This is a genomic window from Rhodospirillales bacterium (genome assembly GCA_020638175.1).
Classification (GTDB): domain Bacteria; phylum Pseudomonadota; class Alphaproteobacteria; order Micavibrionales; family Micavibrionaceae; genus JACKJA01.
Map to the genome: position 1 here is coordinate 1,838,343 of JACKJA010000002.1, position 17,712 is coordinate 1,856,054.

The 17,712-nt window shown below is 54.4% G+C and carries 20 protein-coding genes and 1 tRNA gene; 12 read left to right on the forward strand and 9 right to left on the reverse strand.

The genetic code is table 11. The annotated features are described in order from the left end of the window. Positions 1-22: 22 nt before the first annotated feature. Together rdgB and rph are read right to left on the reverse strand one after the other, a co-directional pair. Positions 23-613 (reverse strand): RdgB/HAM1 family non-canonical purine NTP pyrophosphatase, encoded by a 591-nt coding sequence (gene rdgB / locus H6868_09180; protein MCB9989484.1) that lies wholly within the window; start codon positions 611-613, stop codon positions 23-25. Between the two features lie 3 nt (positions 614-616). Further along, complete coding sequence (gene rph, locus H6868_09185; protein MCB9989485.1) at positions 617-1,345, reverse strand: ribonuclease PH; 729 nt, start codon at positions 1,343-1,345, stop codon at positions 617-619. Positions 1,346-1,402: 57 nt separating this feature from the next. On the opposite strand from rph, the gene H6868_09190 reads away from it, so the two are divergent. Together H6868_09190 and H6868_09195 are read left to right on the forward strand one after the other, a co-directional pair. Further along, entirely contained in the window at positions 1,403-2,353 is a 951-nt protein-coding gene (locus H6868_09190) for a hypothetical protein (protein MCB9989486.1), read from the forward strand. Between the two features lie 99 nt (positions 2,354-2,452). Next, positions 2,453-3,034, forward strand: coding sequence for a nucleotide exchange factor GrpE (locus tag H6868_09195; GenBank protein MCB9989487.1), 582 nt, complete (start codon positions 2,453-2,455; stop codon positions 3,032-3,034). Here H6868_09195 and H6868_09200 read toward each other — a convergent pair. Next, positions 3,031-3,822, reverse strand: coding sequence for a transporter substrate-binding domain-containing protein (locus tag H6868_09200; GenBank protein MCB9989488.1), 792 nt, complete (start codon positions 3,820-3,822; stop codon positions 3,031-3,033). The genes H6868_09195 and H6868_09200 overlap by 4 nt on opposite strands. 283 nt (positions 3,823-4,105) lie before the next feature. On the opposite strand from H6868_09200, the gene dnaK reads away from it, so the two are divergent. From dnaK to H6868_09220, 4 genes are all read left to right on the forward strand, one after another. Further along, positions 4,106-6,025 carry a molecular chaperone DnaK gene (gene dnaK / locus H6868_09205; GenBank protein ID MCB9989489.1) on the forward strand — a complete coding sequence of 640 codons (1,920 nt, stop codon included), beginning with the start codon at positions 4,106-4,108 and terminating at the stop codon, positions 6,023-6,025. Between the two features lie 89 nt (positions 6,026-6,114). Beyond that, a complete protein-coding gene (locus tag H6868_09210; GenBank protein MCB9989490.1) occupies positions 6,115-6,483 on the forward strand; it encodes a DnaJ domain-containing protein in 369 nt (122 codons plus the stop codon). Continuing rightward, positions 6,476-7,627, forward strand: coding sequence for a molecular chaperone DnaJ (dnaJ, locus tag H6868_09215; protein ID MCB9989491.1), 1,152 nt, complete (start codon positions 6,476-6,478; stop codon positions 7,625-7,627). Before H6868_09210 ends, dnaJ begins: the two co-directional genes overlap by 8 nt. Before the next feature lie 10 nt (positions 7,628-7,637). Next, the gene (locus tag H6868_09220; GenBank protein MCB9989492.1) at positions 7,638-8,069 is read left to right on the forward strand and encodes a hotdog fold thioesterase; all 432 of its coding nucleotides are present in this window, start codon (positions 7,638-7,640) and stop codon (positions 8,067-8,069) included. Here the strand turns inward: H6868_09220 and H6868_09225 are convergent. Then, a complete protein-coding gene (locus H6868_09225) occupies positions 8,066-8,413 on the reverse strand; it encodes a hypothetical protein (protein MCB9989493.1) in 348 nt (115 codons plus the stop codon). The genes H6868_09220 and H6868_09225 overlap by 4 nt on opposite strands. Positions 8,414-8,589: 176 nt before the next feature. Here H6868_09225 and H6868_09230 point away from each other — a divergent pair, with 176 nt between their 5' ends. Both H6868_09230 and H6868_09235 read left to right on the forward strand, forming a co-directional pair. Next, complete coding sequence (locus tag H6868_09230; protein ID MCB9989494.1) at positions 8,590-9,360, forward strand: 4-hydroxy-tetrahydrodipicolinate reductase; 771 nt, start codon at positions 8,590-8,592, stop codon at positions 9,358-9,360. A 238-nt stretch (positions 9,361-9,598) separates the two neighbouring features. Beyond that, entirely contained in the window at positions 9,599-10,138 is a 540-nt protein-coding gene (locus H6868_09235; protein ID MCB9989495.1) for a CBS domain-containing protein, read from the forward strand. Here H6868_09235 and H6868_09240 read toward each other — a convergent pair whose 3' ends face one another. Continuing rightward, entirely contained in the window at positions 10,139-10,546 is a 408-nt protein-coding gene (locus H6868_09240) for a methylated-DNA--[protein]-cysteine S-methyltransferase (protein MCB9989496.1), read from the reverse strand. Positions 10,547-10,654: 108 nt separating this feature from the next. Here H6868_09240 and nth point away from each other — a divergent pair, with 108 nt between their 5' ends. Then, positions 10,655-11,287, forward strand: coding sequence for an endonuclease III (gene nth, locus H6868_09245; GenBank protein MCB9989497.1), 633 nt, complete (start codon positions 10,655-10,657; stop codon positions 11,285-11,287). On the opposite strand, the gene H6868_09250 is transcribed toward nth, so the two are convergent. Together H6868_09250 and H6868_09255 are read right to left on the reverse strand one after the other, a co-directional pair. Further along, on the reverse strand, positions 11,284-11,769 hold the full coding sequence (locus tag H6868_09250; GenBank protein MCB9989498.1) for a hypothetical protein: 486 nt from the start codon (positions 11,767-11,769) through the stop codon (positions 11,284-11,286). The two genes, nth and H6868_09250, sit on opposite strands and share 4 nt — an antisense overlap. Before the next feature lie 151 nt (positions 11,770-11,920). After that, positions 11,921-12,520, reverse strand: coding sequence for a polymer-forming cytoskeletal protein (locus H6868_09255; GenBank protein MCB9989499.1), 600 nt, complete (start codon positions 12,518-12,520; stop codon positions 11,921-11,923). 387 nt (positions 12,521-12,907) lie between these two features. On the opposite strand from H6868_09255, the gene H6868_09260 reads away from it, so the two are divergent. Continuing rightward, on the forward strand, positions 12,908-13,906 hold the full coding sequence (locus H6868_09260; GenBank protein MCB9989500.1) for a TIGR00341 family protein: 999 nt from the start codon (positions 12,908-12,910) through the stop codon (positions 13,904-13,906). Here H6868_09260 and uvrC read toward each other — a convergent pair. Next, entirely contained in the window at positions 13,903-15,750 is a 1,848-nt protein-coding gene (gene uvrC / locus H6868_09265) for an excinuclease ABC subunit UvrC (protein ID MCB9989501.1), read from the reverse strand. The two genes, H6868_09260 and uvrC, sit on opposite strands and share 4 nt — an antisense overlap. 189 nt (positions 15,751-15,939) lie before the next feature. Between uvrC and H6868_09270 the strand changes: the two genes are divergently transcribed. Both H6868_09270 and H6868_09275 read left to right on the forward strand, forming a co-directional pair. Beyond that, complete coding sequence (locus H6868_09270) at positions 15,940-16,647, forward strand: pentapeptide repeat-containing protein (GenBank protein ID MCB9989502.1); 708 nt, start codon at positions 15,940-15,942, stop codon at positions 16,645-16,647. A gap of 89 nt (positions 16,648-16,736) precedes the next feature. Next, positions 16,737-16,821: transfer RNA gene (locus tag H6868_09275), tRNA-Leu, on the forward strand. Positions 16,822-16,868: 47 nt separating this feature from the next. Here the strand turns inward: H6868_09275 and H6868_09280 are convergent. Next, positions 16,869-17,645, reverse strand: coding sequence for a competence/damage-inducible protein A (locus H6868_09280; GenBank protein MCB9989503.1), 777 nt, complete (start codon positions 17,643-17,645; stop codon positions 16,869-16,871). Between the last annotated feature and the right edge of the window lie 67 nt (positions 17,646-17,712).

Sequence of the window (17,712 nt, forward strand, 5' to 3'; positions counted from 1 at the left end):
AGGGTATCTTACGGAAACAGCATCAATTATTATTACAGAAATCCTGCAATTTCCGGAATGCCCGCACCCGGTGGCTCAGGGCTTTTTTTTCTTCCGGCGTCATTTCACCAAAACTCCGGACTTCGTTTTCCGGGACAAACATCGGATCGAACCCAAAACCTTGCGGTCCCCGCGGCGGCCAGCACAACGCGCCCTCAACGCGGCCTTCAAATGTCTCAACTGCGCCGTCAGGATGGGCCAGCGCCAAAACGCAGACAAACGCCGCCCGGCGGTCTTCGGCATCGGCCAGCGCCGCATTGACCTTTTCCATCGCCATCTGAAAATCTTTTTCCGGCCCGGCCCAGCGCGCCGAATAAATCCCCGGCGCCCCGTCCAGCGTATAAACGCACAGCCCGCTGTCATCGGCCAGCGTCGGCAGACCGGAGGCTTCCGCCGCCGCCCGCGCCTTTAAAATAGCATTTTCAGCAAACGTCGTCCCGGTCTCTTCCGGCTCCGGCAAACCCAAATCCCCGGCCGATGAAAATTTTTCGACAACATCGCCCAGCAACACTCCGATTTCTTTAACTTTTCCGGGATTATGCGTCGCCAGAACCAGATGCGGTATTTTGGTCATGGCCTAAACCTCCTCGATCTCCAGCGCCACACGTTGCAAATGCGCCAGATCGGCACAGCCCGCCTTGGCCAGATCCAGCAATTTCATAAACTCGGCTTCGCTGAACGGCGTTTGTTCGGCCGTGCCCTGAATTTCAACAATCCCGCCCTTGCCGGTAATTACGAAATTGGCGTCGGTTTCCGCCTCGGAATCTTCGGCATAGTCCAGATCCAGCACCGGAACGCCCTGATGAATACCACAGGAAATCGCAGCCACACTGTCGATCAGCGGCATTTTATCCAGAATACGCAAATCCATCATATGTTCGAACGCCTGATACATCGCCACGTAAGCGCCGGTAATCGACGCCGTGCGCGTGCCGCCGTCGGCCTGGATAACGTCGCAGTCAATCCGTACCTGCCGCTCGCCCAGCGCCTCGACATCGACAATCGCCCGCAAGGCCCGGCCAATCAGCCGCTGGATTTCCTGCGTCCGGCCCGATTGCTTGCCGCGCGCGGCTTCCCGATCCATGCGCTGGTTGGTCGACCGCGGCAACATCCCGTATTCAGCCGTAATCCAGCCTTTACCCAGCCCGCGCATCCAGCCCGGCACGCGATCCTCGACCGTCGCCGTGCATAAAACGTGCGTATCGCCGAATTTGGCCAGACACGATCCCTCCGCATGCTTCGAAAAGCCGGTAATCAGTTCAACATGGCGCAAGGCATCGGCACTGCGGCCGGACGGTCGGTTCATTGGTTTTTCTCCTCAACTTTTTATCATCATATAGCGGCCTCAATGTAAGGAATGGGTATGAATTGTCAAACAGGGATTGTCCTGCCGCCCTTTTTATCGCTACAATCCTTTTTGATGTTCACGGATTCCTTTTATACGCACGGAAATAATGACGCCATGACCGGAAAGAAATTTTTTGCCTGCCTGCTGGTTTTGCTCGGCCTCGTAACGATCACCGTTCCCGCCGCCGCGAAAGATACCTACACCGTCACGCCAAACAGGCTGCAAATTGCCCTGCTCCACAATGACGGCGGAGAGCCGGGCCAGTTCATCCTGAAACTCGCGGCGCTGAACGCCATGAATGGCTGCCCGAAGATCGGGCCGATCAGCTACACATCGGAATTCAAGGATATCTTTCTGGATATCAAAATCGGCGACTATCAGGTTGATATGGCCGACCTGCCGGCGGCCCCGCATTACGGTTGCAATCAAGAACAATCCCAGCCCACCGCCAGCATTGTCCTGAGCCGTGACATGCTCAAGGAAAATAACACAAAAACCATTCGTTTCGACAGCGGTTACAGCATCGAATATTACGATGTCTTGTTGACAGATGATGCGATCACCCTGAGACGCGCCGACAAGGAATATCTTCTCCCTTCACGCATAGAAGAAGCCCGCGTCCCGGCTAAAAAAGAGCCGCTATCCCTCTGGTTTTACCCGGAAAACACAGTCATTCTCTACGCGCCCAAAGCCGGCAAGGATCAGGATATCTCCGCACAGGTCGAAAAGCTGGCCCTGTCGCGCGGACTGGTTCCTCTATCATCGGTCATGCCCGATTTCACGTCACCACTGATACAATCGAACTATGCTTACTATGTTGACAAAAGCGGCCGTTTTTCTAAAAACAAGGACGGCGGCTTGCTGGGAAAAATCGAAATGCCGGTTGAAATTTATGGTCTGGAACAAAATTATATAAAGATGAAAGATCTGGAGATTTTTGCCCGCCGCCCCGGTCTTTATGAGTAAACGAACAAGAATAATCAGGATTACAATCTTATGAACACAGCCCGCCCGGACGATCACAGCGACCACCAGCCCGAAAACGCGGCCACGCCGGAACATAAAATGCCCGCCGAATCTTTGCCGGAGCAAAACGCCGCCGACAGCAGCGGCCCGGAAGCCCGCATCGCCGAGCTGGAAGCCGAACTGGCACAATCGCGCGATCAAACACTCCGCGCGCTGGCCGAAGCAGAAAACACCCGCAAACGCGCGCTGAAAGAACGTGAGGATTCATCCAAATATGCGATCATGTCCTTCGCCCGCAATCTTCTGGATGTCGCGGACAATTTCACCCGCGCTCTGGAAGCCGTGCCGGAAGAGCTGAAAAACACCGAGCCGCAAATAACCGCGCTGCTGACCGGGATCGAGGCCACAGGCCGCGAACTGGAAAAAGCCTTTGAAAAACACGGCATCCATAAAATCGAACCCAAGGAAGATGAAGTTTTCAATCACAATTTCCATGAAGTGATGTTCGAGGTTCCCGGCACCGGTAAACCGCCCGGCACAATCATGCAGGTCATTGAAACCGGCTACGTGATCCACGACCGACTGCTCCGCCCGGCCCGCGTCGGCGTCGCCAAGGATGACGGCAGCTTCCGCGGCAGCCAGCCTTCCGGCGCCGGACATACGCTGGATACAGAAGCTTAATCCTTCAACCCATGCTTTGCCAGCAAGCGGTCCAGCGTGCCGTCGCGTTTCATTTCTTCCATCACAACATTGATGTTAACACGCAGATTTTCACTGTCCTCGGCAAAGAACAGCCGCACCGACGCCGGCACCAGTGATTTATCAGTCACCTGCTGGAGCGTGCCGGGATTGGCCTGCTCATACGCCTTGGCCGCCAACGAAGACAACACGACAAAATCCGCCTTCTTCGTCTGGACATCCATAAACATGTTTGACGGCGGCACCCCCATCGGCAACATATTCAGCTTCGCCTTCGGGAACAGCTTGGGCACATAGATCCCCCCCAGTTCGCCATCCATCCCGACAAAGGTATATTGCGGGTCGTTGAGCTGGTCCAGCGCCGTAATCCCGGACAGGTCCGCCCCTATATCAGCGTAAATATTGATAGGATCTTCAGCGATAAAAGTCCCCGGCAGCCCCTTCATCATCGTCGAGGGAAACGATAGCAGCGGCGAACAGATCATATCGTAATGCCCGACTTTCATATCTTCGAACATCGTCGCAAAACTTGAAATCTCGGTATATTTGACCTTCATCCCCGTCCGCAGGGCAATCTCATCAAACAGGTCGGCGGTAAACCCCGTCGGCTTACCATCCGGGCCATAGCCAAAAATCGACCCCAGAACATATACGCCGCAATTAATCTCCTGCTTTTTCTGAATACGTTCAAACGCCTTATCCTCGGCTAATGAATAGGACGTCACAAACAACACAAAAACAAAGAGCAAAAAGCCCGAAATTCTTTTCATAGAAAACCTCTCATACAATGACTATATGTTAGCTATACAGCTTGAGGCTTAGGCCGTCACCATCAAAAACTTCTGATCCATTCGCACTTTCCTCCCGTATAAAAAAATGACGCGCCAATGGCTTGCCAAATATTGGGGGTTTTTGGTATGTCGAGACTCGCATTCGCGGACCGGTGTGCTATATTCGCTTTCTAAATACTGAGATGTGAGTGCAACCAAAGGGAATCATGACGGTGCCTAACACTGGGCCGTCTAGTTAATTTGCCAATGAAAGGAAATAAATATGAGTAAAGTCATCGGTATCGACCTCGGTACAACCAACTCCTGTGTTGCCGTTATGGACGGCAAAGAACCCAAAGTTATTGAGAACAGTGAAGGCGCCCGGACAACCCCGTCCATGATCGCCTTTACCAAAGACGGCGAACGCATCGTCGGCCAGCCCGCCAAACGGCAGGCTGTGACCAACCCCGACGGCACGCTGTACGCCATCAAGCGTCTGATCGGACGTCGCTTCAAAGACAAAGAAGTGCAGGATATGAAATCCAAAGCCCCGTTCCACATCGTCGAAGGCGACAATGGTGACGCATGGGTCGAAGTCGACGGCGAAAAAATGGCCCCGTCCCAGATTTCAGCCATGGTTTTGAAAAAGCTGAAGGAAGACGCCGAAAGTCATCTGGGCACAAGCATATCGCAGGCCGTAATCACCGTTCCGGCTTACTTCAACGACTCACAGCGTCAGGCCACCAAAGACGCCGGTAAAATCGCCGGTCTGGAAGTCCTGCGGATTATCAACGAACCGACCGCTGCGGCGCTGGCCTACGGTCTGGACAAAAGAAACTCCGGCATCATCGCGGTTTACGACCTTGGGGGTGGGACATTCGATATCTCCATTCTTGAAATCGGCGATGGCGTGTTCGAAGTGAAATCCACCAACGGGGATACCTTCCTCGGCGGGGAAGATTTCGACTTGCGGATTATCGACTATCTGGCCGATGAGTTCAAAAAGGAACAGGGCATCGACCTGCGTCAGGACAAACTGGCGCTGCAACGTCTGAAGGAAGCCGCTGAGAAAGCAAAAATCGAGCTGTCTTCTACATCTCAGACCGAAGTCAACCTGCCGTTCATCACGGCGGATGCCTCTGGCCCGAAACACCTGAACATCAAGATGTCGCGGGCAAAACTGGAAAGCCTCGTCGACGACCTGATTAAACGGACAGTCGAGCCTTGCAAGGCAGCCCTGAAAGATGCGGGCCTGAAACCGTCCGACATTGACGATGTTGTTCTGGTCGGCGGGATGACCCGCATGCCGAAAGTCATCGAAACAGTGAAGGAATTCTTTGGCAAGGAACCGCACAAAGGCGTGAACCCGGATGAAGTCGTCGCCAACGGCGCGGCCATTCAGGGCGGCGTTCTGCAGGGCGACGTGAAGGATGTTCTGCTGCTCGATGTCACCCCGCTTTCACTGGGGATCGAAACGCTGGGCGGTGTGTTCACCCGCCTAATCGAACGCAACACGACCATCCCGACCAAAAAGTCACAGATATTCTCGACCGCCGAAGATAACCAGAACGCCGTAACTATCCGGGTTTTCCAGGGCGAGCGGGAAATGGCCGCCGACAACAAGGCACTCGGCCAGTTCGATCTGGTTGGCATTCCACCGGCGCCGCGCGGCGTTCCGCAAGTCGAGGTCACCTTTGACATCGACGCCAACGGGATCGTGCAGGTTTCGGCCAAAGACAAAGCCACCGGCAAGGAACAGCAAATCCGTATTCAGGCCAGTGGTGGTCTGTCCGATGCCGACATCGAACAAATGGTTCAGGATGCCGAAAGCCACGCGGAAGAAGACAAACAGCGCCGCGAATCGGTTGAAGCCCGCAATCAGGCAGAAAGCATGATCCACCAGACAGAAAAGACCCTGTCTGATCTGGGTGATGACGTCCCGGCCGCCGATCGCGAAAAAGTCGAATCCGCAATCACGGCTTTGAAAGACGTAATGGACGGCACCGACGCTGAATCCATCCGCGAAAAAACCAATGACCTGATGCAGGCCTCCATGGCACTGGGTGAACTGGCTTACCGCAAGGCGCAGGAAGAGGCTGCCGGCGACGATGAAAACGAGGCAGAAGAAGTCTCCGAAGCATCGGGATCCGACGAAGAAATCATTGATGCCGATTTCACCGACGCGGACGAAGATAAAAAATAAACACAGAGGACTCGGTTTTTCACGGAGGGTTTAGAATTCCTAAAATTCTATTTCCTCCGTGAGAACCTCCTCTGTGCTCTTTGTGTTTTATGATGACAAATGATAACTACGAAATTCTCGGCCTGACCCCACAAGCGAGTGCGACGGATATCCGACGCGCCTATATCCGTATGGTCAAACGCTACCACCCCGACGGCGTTCACCCGCGTTATAAGGAGCTGGCCGAACATAAATTGCGGCAGGTCATCCTCGCCTACAAAGCGCTCTGCGATCAACATAACCAGACCTTGAGAAATCACGATCATGCCGAGACAAAGGACAAAAAAACAGTGATACGGCCCACTCATGCAAAAAACGACAACACACTGACCTGGGGTGAATTCGCCCGGATCAGTTGGAACAGCCTCGCCGGTATTTTGAAACCGCGCACATCAGAACAGGAGGCCCGTCGTGGCTAAAGACTTTTACAAAACCCTTGGCATTGATAAAAGCGCCAACGCCGATGAGATCAAAAAGGCGTACCGCAAACTGGCCCTGAAATACCACCCGGACCAGAACAAGGACGACCACGACGCCGAAGAAAAATTCAAAGAAATCAGCGAAGCCTATGACGTCCTGAAAGACGAGCAAAAACGCGCAGCCTATGACCGCTACGGCAGCGCGGCCTTTGATGGCTCCATGGGCGGCGGCGCAGGCGGCGGTTTTGGCGGCGCGGGATTTGGCGGTGGTTTCTCCGACATTTTCGAAGACATGTTCGGCGACTTCATGGGCCGGGCAAGTGGCGGTGGCGGACGCGGCACATCCCGCGGTTCGGACATGCAATACACCATGGAAATCTCGCTGGAAGATGCCTACAAGGGCAAAGAAGCGACCATTAAAATCCCGACTCAGGAAACCTGTGACAAATGCAAGGGTTCGGGATCCAAGGAAGGCACGCACGAAGAAACCTGCCCGACCTGTAACGGCGCGGGCCGTATGCGCGCCCAGCAGGGATTCTTTACAATCGAACGGACCTGCGCCACCTGTAACGGACAGGGAAAAATCATCCGTGATCCATGTGATAAATGTGGCGGCGCGGGCCGCGTGCACAAAGAAAAAACCTTGCGGGTTAAAATCCCGGCTGGCGTCGATACCGGGCGGCGCATTCGCTTGAGCGGCGAAGGCGAAGCCGGACTCCGCGGCGGCCCCAGTGGCGATCTTTATGTTCTGCTGGCGATTAAACCGCACAAGTTTTTCCGCCGGGACGGTGCCAACCTGTATGGCCGCGTGCCGATCCCGATGACCACGGCGGCGCTCGGCAGCGAGATCGAGGCCCCGACCATCGGCGGCAAAAGCACCAAGGTTAAAATTCCCGCCGGCACCCAAAGCGGCCAGCAATTCCGACTGCGTGGCAAGGGGATGCCGGTTCTGGGCAGCGAGGCCACCGGGGACATGTATATCGAGGTCCAGGTTGAAACACCGGTCAACCTGACCAAAAAACAAAAAGAACTGCTCAAGCAACTGGACACGACAATGGGCGGCAAAGCGGCATCGACACACTCCCCCGAATCCAGCGGTTTCCTTGGCAAGGTCAAGGAACTCTGGGACGATTTAACGGAGTAGCGTACCCCCTATGTCTATCTGGTTTACAGCATATTCCCTCGACGATCTCAACACAGCGCGCGGCCTGCGGGACGAGCATATCAACAAACATCTCGGCATTACCTTTACTGAAATCGGCGCTGATTACATCAAGGCCACCATGCCGGTCGATGAACGCACGGTTCAGCCCTTTGGCCTGCTGCATGGCGGTGCTTCCTGCGTGCTCTCGGAAACACTGGGCAGCGTCGCAGCATGGATGTGCGTCGACCCGGAAAAACAGCGCGGCGTCGGCATCGAAATTAATGCCAATCATCTGCGCCCCGTCACAAAAGGATTTGTTACCGGTATTTGCAAACCCATCCATATCGGACGCACATTACATGTATGGAATACGGATATATTCACCGACGAAGGCAAACTGAACTGCACCAGCCGCCTGACCGTCGCAATCAGGGATATCTAGACCCGCGGGATAAAAACCGGGAGTTTTCGTTCACAAAAATCCATCTGCCGGCTAACCCGGTATTGTTTACCGCTAAATTTAACAAACTGGGTACAGTTCGTCGTATGGGTATAGGCTTCAACATGCCCCCCGACACGCATTTTCTCGCGGTGCTTTTTACTAAGGCCTACCGCAACAACATGAGAATCGTCGTGACGTCTGAGAAGCGCAAAAGAAACAAAACTGTTCCCTTTTTTCTTGGAAACAATATCAAGAACAGTCGCCCTGAACTTTGCCGACAATTCGCCTGTACCATCGGAATTTCTATGAAAAATGTCGACGTTTCTAACCGCGTTAATAGGCATAATTTTCGGTACTCCTGTTTTTCTGAACGAGAGTGATAACCCAAATGATAAATTATGTCAAAAAATACCGCGTATACAAAAACGACTTTATTCCTTATAAAAGAATCGTCATGAAACAAAAAACGAATATCAGAACAGCAACAGACAGCGAAGGCGTCACCCCTCTGGCCGGCCCCATCAGCATCGGTGTGGCGGGCTGCACAGGCCGGGTTGGCGCGATTTTGGTTCGTGAATTGCTGTCCGGCCACTGGGAAGGCATGGGACTGGCGGGCGGCTCCGTAAAACCGGGATTTCCACACCCGGAAGGCGGCTTCTTCGTCACGGAAAAACCGGCAGAATTGTTTGAAGTCTCCGATCTGGTGATCGACTTCACAACGCCGGAATCGACAGCCCAGAACCTCTGGCAAGCCGCAAAATTCCATAAACCCCTCATCGTGGCAACCACCGGCCTGTCCGCACAACAAGAAAGTGAAATCGCCGACGCCGCGCGAGAAACCCCGATCCTGTACAGCGCCAACATGAGCCTCGGCGTCAATCTCCTCAGCGCTCTGGTCGAACAGGCCGCCGCACGACTCGACACGGACTGGGACATAGAAATTCTCGAAACGCACCACAAACACAAAATCGACGCCCCGTCCGGCACGGCTCTGGCCCTTGGCAAGGCCGCCGCATCCGGACGGAAGATCGCTCTGGATGACTATGCCGTCTATAAACGGCACGGCAAAACCGGGGAACGCGTTGCCGGGGAAATCGGCTTTGCCGTCATGCGCGGCGGTGACGTTGCCGGCGAACACACGGTAAGCTTCTTCGGAGAAAGCGAACGCCTTGAACTCACCCACCGCGCTACAGACCGCGCGATCTTCGCCCGCGGCGCCCTGCATGCCGCCCGCTGGCTATCCCGGCAAGAACCGGGCCTCTACTCCATGCGCGATGTTCTGGGGCTGTAACCCCTGTAAGGTACAACCTTTGTTATCTTGACTTTTGTGCCCTTTTGTTGTCTTATCTACCCGTCCTCAGTGATAAAAAATTAACAAATTAACACCATAATAAAATGGTGACACGGGGAACGAGGGGAGAGACAAAAAACGATTCTACGCTATGACTCTCCCTTTTATGAACAGGTTGTGTGAACAGGCCCGACATAGGCCTGCAATGCAAAGAGATTGAAATGGGAAGGAGACACACATGAATCATATAACCCAAACACCGCCATTGGCTGGCCGTGTAGCAACATTGGGTGACTTGGCTGCCTTGTCACGCTTTGCCAGCTTCCGCCCGGAAGAAATGCTGGGGGATGCTCTGGAAAAAATGCAGGAACATGGTTTACGCGCCGCCGGCGTTGTGAATGCTACCGGGCAATTTTCCGGATTAATCAGCGCCGAAACCGTTATCAGAACACTGTTGCGCCAGACCGAACCGTCCCGCCGCAGCTACCCCCTGCCCCATAACAACATTGGGTTTTTGACGGTATGGGAAGCGACAAGACCGGCCGTACACACAGCCGCGCCTAGCATGACGATCGAGCAAGCCCTCGACATGATGCTGGAATATAACATTGCCTACATGCCGGTTCTGGATCAGGGAAAATTGATTGCCATCGTCGATGTTTCAACGCTGGCGCTGCAGACCCGTCATAACCTGCATCGCGATCTGAAGCGCAAAAATGAGCAAATTCAATACCTCAGCGCCCAAAATGCAGAGCACGGCGATTACCCGATCACCTAGCTAGGCCGCCGCGCCTTCCGCCATCAGCAGCCGCACTTTTGTTTCCGGCCCCCAATGGTAATGGCCGGTCTGGCCGTTGGCATTGACCACCCGGTGACACGGCACCAGAACGGCGACCGGATTAGCACCAACAGCCTGCCCGACCGCACGCGCCGCCGTTGGCTTCCCAATCTGCCGGGCCAAAGCGCCATAGCTGCGCGTCTGGCCGCGGGGAATATGCAACAAAGCATCCCACACCTGTTTTTGAAACGCCGTTCCCGCGGATAAATCCAGCGGCGGCAAAGGATCCTCTCCGGCCCACGCCTTCAAAACCTGCTGCGCCACAGCGGTCATACCGGCTTGATCGTGCTGCAAAGACGCAGCCGGAAAACGGCGCGCCAAGTCATCCACGCCGTCATCAACCCCCATATAACACAGCCCCTCCCTTGTCCGGGCCAGTATAACCCGTCCCAAAGGCGGCAAATCAAAAAATCCGTATGTAATTTTCTTTTCCATGAAAACAAGATATAAAGCCCCATGACCAAAAAGCAAATCCGTGAATTTTTCAGCCGCCTGCAAGCCTTGAACCCGGAGCCCAAAGGCGAGCTCGATTACACCACCCCCTTTACCCTTCTGGTGGCCGTTGTTTTATCGGCGCAAGCCACGGACAAGGGCGTCAACAAGGCCACCCCCGCCCTGTTCGCCGCCGCCGATACGCCGGAAAAAATGCTGGCACTGGGCGAAGACAAAGTTCGCGACCGGATAAAAACCATTGGCCTGTACAAAAGCAAAGCCAAAAATATTATCGGCCTGTCGAAAATGCTGGTGGAGGACTATAACAGCCTGATCCCGCAAGACCGCGATGAACTGGTCAAGCTGCCCGGTGTAGGACGTAAAACGGCGAATGTGGTTCTAAACATCGCCTTTGGCCAGCCAACTCTGGCCGTTGACACCCATATTCACCGTATTGCTAACCGGACCGGCATGGTGAAAACCACAACACCGGAAAAAACGGAACTGGCATTGCTGAAAATCATTCCTGATGAATTCATGCGGCACGCGCATCACTGGCTGATCTTGCACGGACGCTATATCTGCAAAGCCCGCAAGCCGGAATGCGGGCAATGCCCGGTCAAAGATCTCTGCGGATATAAGGATAAAACGGCCTAGCGCAAAGCCGCGAACAACTGGCCCCAGCCATGTTTTTGGGCAATCACAGAGCGTACACACCGGCCGCCATCTTCGGGCGGAGTCCTCTTTGTCTTCTGTCCCAGAACAGCCTTGGTACGTTGGCGCAGCTCATAATGCAAAACGGCATTTTTCTTGGAATCCACGTAAACATCAACAACGCAGCCTTCCGAACGATATTGCCAAACCTGCATGGAACCTTCCTGCCGCTTGAGTTGCGGCACGTCGAGAATGTCCAAAACATCGCCGTTACGGAGAGAAAGCAAAGACGCCGGATCATTTTGAACAAGCTTTTGCAATACGGAGACCTGATGTGAGGAAACAGAGTGACCTTCTTGTGCTTCGTTGCCTGTCGCGGCATGCGCCCGGCTAAAGGCATGGGGCACATTACAGCTTCCCACCAGAAACAGGGGCAGGCATAACGCCAGCACCAGCAACCATCTCTCACGAACAAAAGGACGCACGCAAACAAATGCGTGCCCTTTCGCCGGACATCCGTCGTCTAACCATTTAAAAACCGTAAGCATGTTAATTGGAAAACCATCGGCTTTCGGCGGCCTAAGTGATGAGGCCGCCGCCGTATAACGGGTTTTCCTGAAGCACCCTTCTTTTTATTTATTCTGCAGCTACCGCAGTATCGCTCAAAGGCAATTCGCTGTCATCACCAGCGTTCTTGGCGGCAGATGCTTTCGTAAGTTTTCTATCCTTACGCGCAGAGCCCTGAGACTGTTGCGCATCCAGCGGCGACATACGGCCATCAATAATCGCGCCCGCTTCCATCGCCATTTCCTTATAGGAAATCGTGCCTGTAATAGAGCCGGTAGCCGTAATTGTCAAGCGTCCTGTTGCCGTAATATCGCCTTCGAAGCGCCCGGCGATCGTAGCATTTTCAATTTCAACAGAGCCATAGAAGACACCGCTCTCGGTAATCTCCAGCGTTTCTGCGCCTTTCAGAGCCGCTTCGACCGTACCTTCAACGATCAAAACATCACATGAATCGATTTCCCCGGACAGGGTAATCCCGCGGCCAATAACCAGTTTCCGGTCTTCAGCCGTCCCGCCTGCAGAAGATGACGCCGCCGAATAAGAGCTGGCATAGCTGCTCCCCGGCATACGTGGGGCTTGCCCTTGTTGAGCCGGACGCTGCGGAAATGCGCTTCCGGATGAAGGGATATCAATAGAACGGTTTTGGTTTTCCTGATCTTGCGTGCTCATGGCTTTTTCCTCTGTCGCCTTGGTTGATTGAGATAATGGTTGTGTCTGCGGCGCACTTTCATTGACAGCGCTCCGGCTCTCCGGCTCAGGCCGGGATTGTTCTTCAACAACAGCCGCTTTTGACGGTTGCTCTTTTTCTACTTCTTCCTGTTTTGGACGATGAAACATATTACTAAGTCCCCTTTCTGTTCACTTGAACGTCCCACTTGCAAAAACACACTCAATAAAACAATACGAAACGGTGTGTTTCTTATAAAAATATACTTGAACAGTGAATAGAGCGAACACTATCAGCGTCATTCCAAAAGCGCAAGACAGGATTCACCCACATTCGAGAAAAAAATCAAATCTTCTTGATTTAAAATGATTTTTCCTTCAAAAAAAAACATGCCCTTACGAAGAATAGATGTCATAGCTCCCGATACGGTACGTTCCAGAGTCGCAGAAATTGCTGACGAGCATGGCGCCCTCGATCACTGGCAAGGGGTCAAGAACCGCAACGGCCGCCGCGCCACCCAGATTCTGGTTCATATTGACCGCCAGCAAGAAATGATGGATGCGCTGCAACGCGCGCTGCACAAGGAAAAAGAATGGCGCATCATCGTCATGCCGGTCGAGGCATCTCTACCCCGCCCCGCCGCAACCGAGGAAGAGGATAACGGCAAAAAGATAAAAATCGTTCGCGGCACCCTCACACGGGAAGAACTTTATAGCGACATCGAAAAAGGCGCCCAGCTCGACAATCATTTCTTATTACTTGTCTTCCTGTCTGCCGTCGTCTGCGCCATTGGCCTGATCCGGGATAATGTTGCGGTCGTCATCGGCGCAATGGTCATCGCGCCCCTGCTCGGCCCCAATCTGGCGCTCTCCTTCGGGGCGGCGCTCGGTGACAAAGACTTGATGGGCAAAGCCATCAAAACCAATCTGGCCGGCATCAGCATGACACTCGCCCTCGCCGTTCTTGGCGGCTTCCTGTTTCCTCTGGAAATAAACAGCCATGAGCTGCTCTCCCGCACGGATGTAGGCTTTGACAGCATTGCACTGGCCCTTGCCTCAGGCGCGGCGGCTGTGCTTTCGCTTGTTACCGGCCTGTCCAGCACACTGGTCGGGGTTATGGTCGCCGTCGCCCTAATGCCGCCGACCGTTACGCTCGGCCTGATGATCGGCGCCGCCCTGTGGCCGGGCGCTTATGGCGCCGCTCTTTTGCTGGCCGCTAACATTATCAGCGTCTCCCTCGCCGCCCAGCTTGTCTTCCTGTGGAAGGGAGTAAAACCCCGCACATGGTACATGCAAAAAAAATCGAAACAGTCGGTAAAAGTAACCGTGATCTTCTGGGCTATCTTGCTACTGGCAATCATTACGCTGATTGCCCTGCGCACAAGTTAAACCTGATGAAACCAGCCATAAATCTTCTCGGCCACAGCCTTTGATATCCCATCCACAGCCTGTAAATCCTTGATACCGGCGGTCGTTACAGCCTGCGCCGATCCGAAATGCATCAGCAGCGCCTTTTTACGCTGTGCCCCGATCCCCGGAATATCATCCAGCGGCGACCGCGCAATATCCTTGCTGCGCCGCGCCCGGTGCGCCCCGATCGCAAAACGGTGGACCTCATCACGCAGCCGTTGCAAATAATGCAGAGCCGGATCATCGATGGGGAGCTGGAAAGGCTCGCGCCCCGGCATAAAGAATTGTTCCCGCCCGGCATTTCGATCCGGCCCCTTGGCAATCCCGACCACGGTCACATCCCCGGCAACCCCCAGCGCTTCAAGCACCTCCATCACAACCGATAACTGCCCCTTGCCGCCGTCAATCAGCAACAAATCCGGCCAGTCTTCACTGCCCGGCCCGCTGCCGTCTTTTAAAGAGCGCGAAAACCGCCGCTCCATCACTTCGCGCATCATGCCATAATCATCGGATTCCTTGGCTCTACGGATATTGAATTTACGGTAAGCGCTTTTGCGAAACCCTTCCGGCCCGGCCACCACCATCGCCCCGACCATATTGGTCCCGGAGATATGAGAGTTATCGTAAACCTCGATCCGCTGCGGCGGCTTGGCCATAGCAAACAATTCTGCCACTGCCTCCCGGTTTTTCTGCTCCCCGGCCAGCTTCAGGGACTCGCGCTCCAGCGCTTCTCGCGCATTTCGCACGACAAAATCAGCCAGCCGCTTTTTCGCACCGCGCCGGGGCTGGGTAATGGAAACAGCCAGCGCTTCGGCCAGCAATGTTTCATCCTCCGGCGGACAAGATACCAGTATTTCCTTTGGCGGCGGTTTGTTGGCATAGAATTGCGCAATAAAAGCGCTGAGCAACAAACCGTCCGTATCCTCTTCACTGGCACGCGGGAAATAAGCCCGGTTGCCGAAATTCTGCCCGGCGCGAAAGAAAAACACCTGCACACAGGCCCGCCCGCCCTCACGAAACAACCCGAACACATCGGCATCGCCCATACCGGGAATATTGATATCCTGATGCCCCTGCACCGCCGCCAAAGCCTTAATCCGGTCCCGCAGGCCGGCCGCCGCCTCATAATCTTGCGCCGTGCTGGCCTGCTGCATCGCCGCCGCCATTTCCGCCTGAATCGCCTTGCTCTCACCGGACAGAAAATCGCGCGCCTGCCGGACCTGCGCCGCATATTCGTCTTTTGTGCAAAAATTCACGCACGGCGCCGTACAGCGTTTAATCTGGTACTGCAAACAAGGCCGCGTCCGCGCCGCAAACACGCTGTCCGAACAATTCCGCAGCATAAAAGCCTTTTGCAAGATCGCAATAGTGCGGTTAACCGCCCCGGCATTGGCGAACGGCCCGAAATAATCGCCTTTACGCTTTTGCGCGCCACGATGCTTGGTCAGCAACGGAAAATCATGATCCCCCGTTATCAAAATATAGGGAAACGATTTATCATCGCGCAGCAAAACATTGTAACGCGGCTTCAGCTTTTTAATCAGGTTGGCTTCCAGCAACAACGCCTCGGCCTCGGTATGCGTCGTGACGAACATCATGTCCCGCGTCGCCGTGATCATCCGCTGGAGCCGCCCCGGCAACTTGTCCGGCCGGGTATAGCTCACCACTCGTTTTTTCAGGGACTTGGCCTTGCCGACATATAAAACCTCGCCCGCCTCGTCCAGCATGCGGTAAACCCCCGGCTGGTCCGGCAGGATTTTGACAAGGCGGCGGATGACCGTAACGCCGTTCTCCAAAGGATTTTCTTGGCTGTCTTCACTCATAACACCTCAAAATGTAGGCGATTACCACAGCGCCGTCCACCGAAAGACAAGGCCACATATTAGAGTTATGCAATTTATTCTTGACTTTCTATAATTATAACAACTATAGGTTTAGCTGTGTGGGGTATTAAGTGGGGTGCGTTTAATAGGTAACAGACATTAACGCATACAAATCAAGGAGGCGCAGCAATGCCCGTCTTTAAAATTAGAAACTATCTGACCGGGGAAATAATCATACAAGGGGAATTCCCCTCTCTGCCGGATTGCCTGGAACGGGCCGTCCAAAGCAACATATCTCTGGATGACGCCGACCTGCGGCATGCCAATCTGGTCAACGCCAATCTGGACAATATCGTCATGCGCCGCGCGCGACTGGATGAAGCCAACCTGATGGGCGCCAATCTGTCGGAAGCCGTTCTGGACGGCTGCGATTTCACAAATGCCGAAATGGTTGGCACATGCCTGTGTTTTTCATCCGTCAAACAATGCAAATTCACCGGCGCCCGCTTCGGGGGAACCGACATCGCCGGGACGATCCTTGATGAAGCCGCCTTTTCCGGGCATGAGGCTTTTTCCCTCAATTTCCATGAGTGCCAAAGCATAGAAAACTGCACATATACCAGCCCCGTCGACAAGGAATCTTACAGCTTTTCAAAGCCGCCTTACGTCCTGCGCGGCATGAATTATCCGCTCGCCGTACTGGACCGGCATATTCTGGTGAACCACAGCGGTTATTTGCTCTCTGAGATAATCAACCCGCCGGCCGGAACCGGCGATCCGACAAGTCTTGATGAAGCGCGCCTGAATATTTTCATTCATAACAACCGGCCCCTTATCCGGGCTTTGTCCCGGCACCGGGGGTATATTCCCGGCACATCGCATTCCCGGCGCGCCTGAAAAAGCCAAAACATATGTTCATTACCCAAAAACGATAAGCATAATGGCTTGAAAACCCGGCGCGTTCCCCGTATGAATAAGGCTCGATTGCGGGCGTGGCGGAATGGTAGACGCTGCGGACTTAAAATCCGTTGACCTTTGGTCGTGGGGGTTCAAGTCCCCCCGCCCGCACCACCAGCCAACAAAAATGACCGGCAGGATTTACCAACCTCCTCTGTAACCTACCCCATATCCTTCATGCTCACGGCCTGCGGCTCGATGCCGTGGGTGCGCACGCGGGCGATCAGTTCGTCGGTAACCCGCCGCAAAAGCGCATCATCCGTCGTGCGCATCACAACGCTAAGGCCCAGCGAACCGCCGCGGTAATGCGGATAACTGCCAATCTGGACATCGGGAAACAGGGCCTGCAGTTCCTCCATATCGTCGGCCAGCGTACTTTCCGCCATCGCACAGGTCACCGTGCTCGACAGGATCGGCGGCCCGGGCCGGATTTCACGAATGATATGATCGAACATCGCCTGCATGATCCGCGGCACCCCGGCCATCACATAGACATTCCCGATATTAAAACCGGGTGCGCCCGATACCGGATTGGGAATAAGACCAGCCCCCCTGGGCATCAGGCTCATCTTGGCCCGCGTCGGCGTCAGATCGTCAATCCCGTAATAATCCTCCAGCACCTTGTAGGCGTCCTCATGCCGTTCCAGCGGCAAATCAAAAGCCTTGGCAATGCTGGCGGCTGTAATATCGTCATGGGTCGGGCCGATCCCGCCGGTCGTAAACACATAATCATAACGTTCGCGCAAGGCATTCACCGCCCGGATAATCGCGCTCTCAATATCCGGAACAACCCGGATTTCCTCCAGCGCCACCCCGTGTATCGTCAGCTTTTCAGCGATCCACGGCGTGTTCGTATCATGCGTCCGCCCGGACAGTATCTCGTTGCCGATAATAATCAGCGCCGCCGTCGATGTGTCAGGATTGTCGGCTTTGGGCATTGTCTTGAACCGTGGTTGAAAAGTGTTTGCGTTGCAATTCTTGTCTGAGAACGTTAAGTCAGTATAT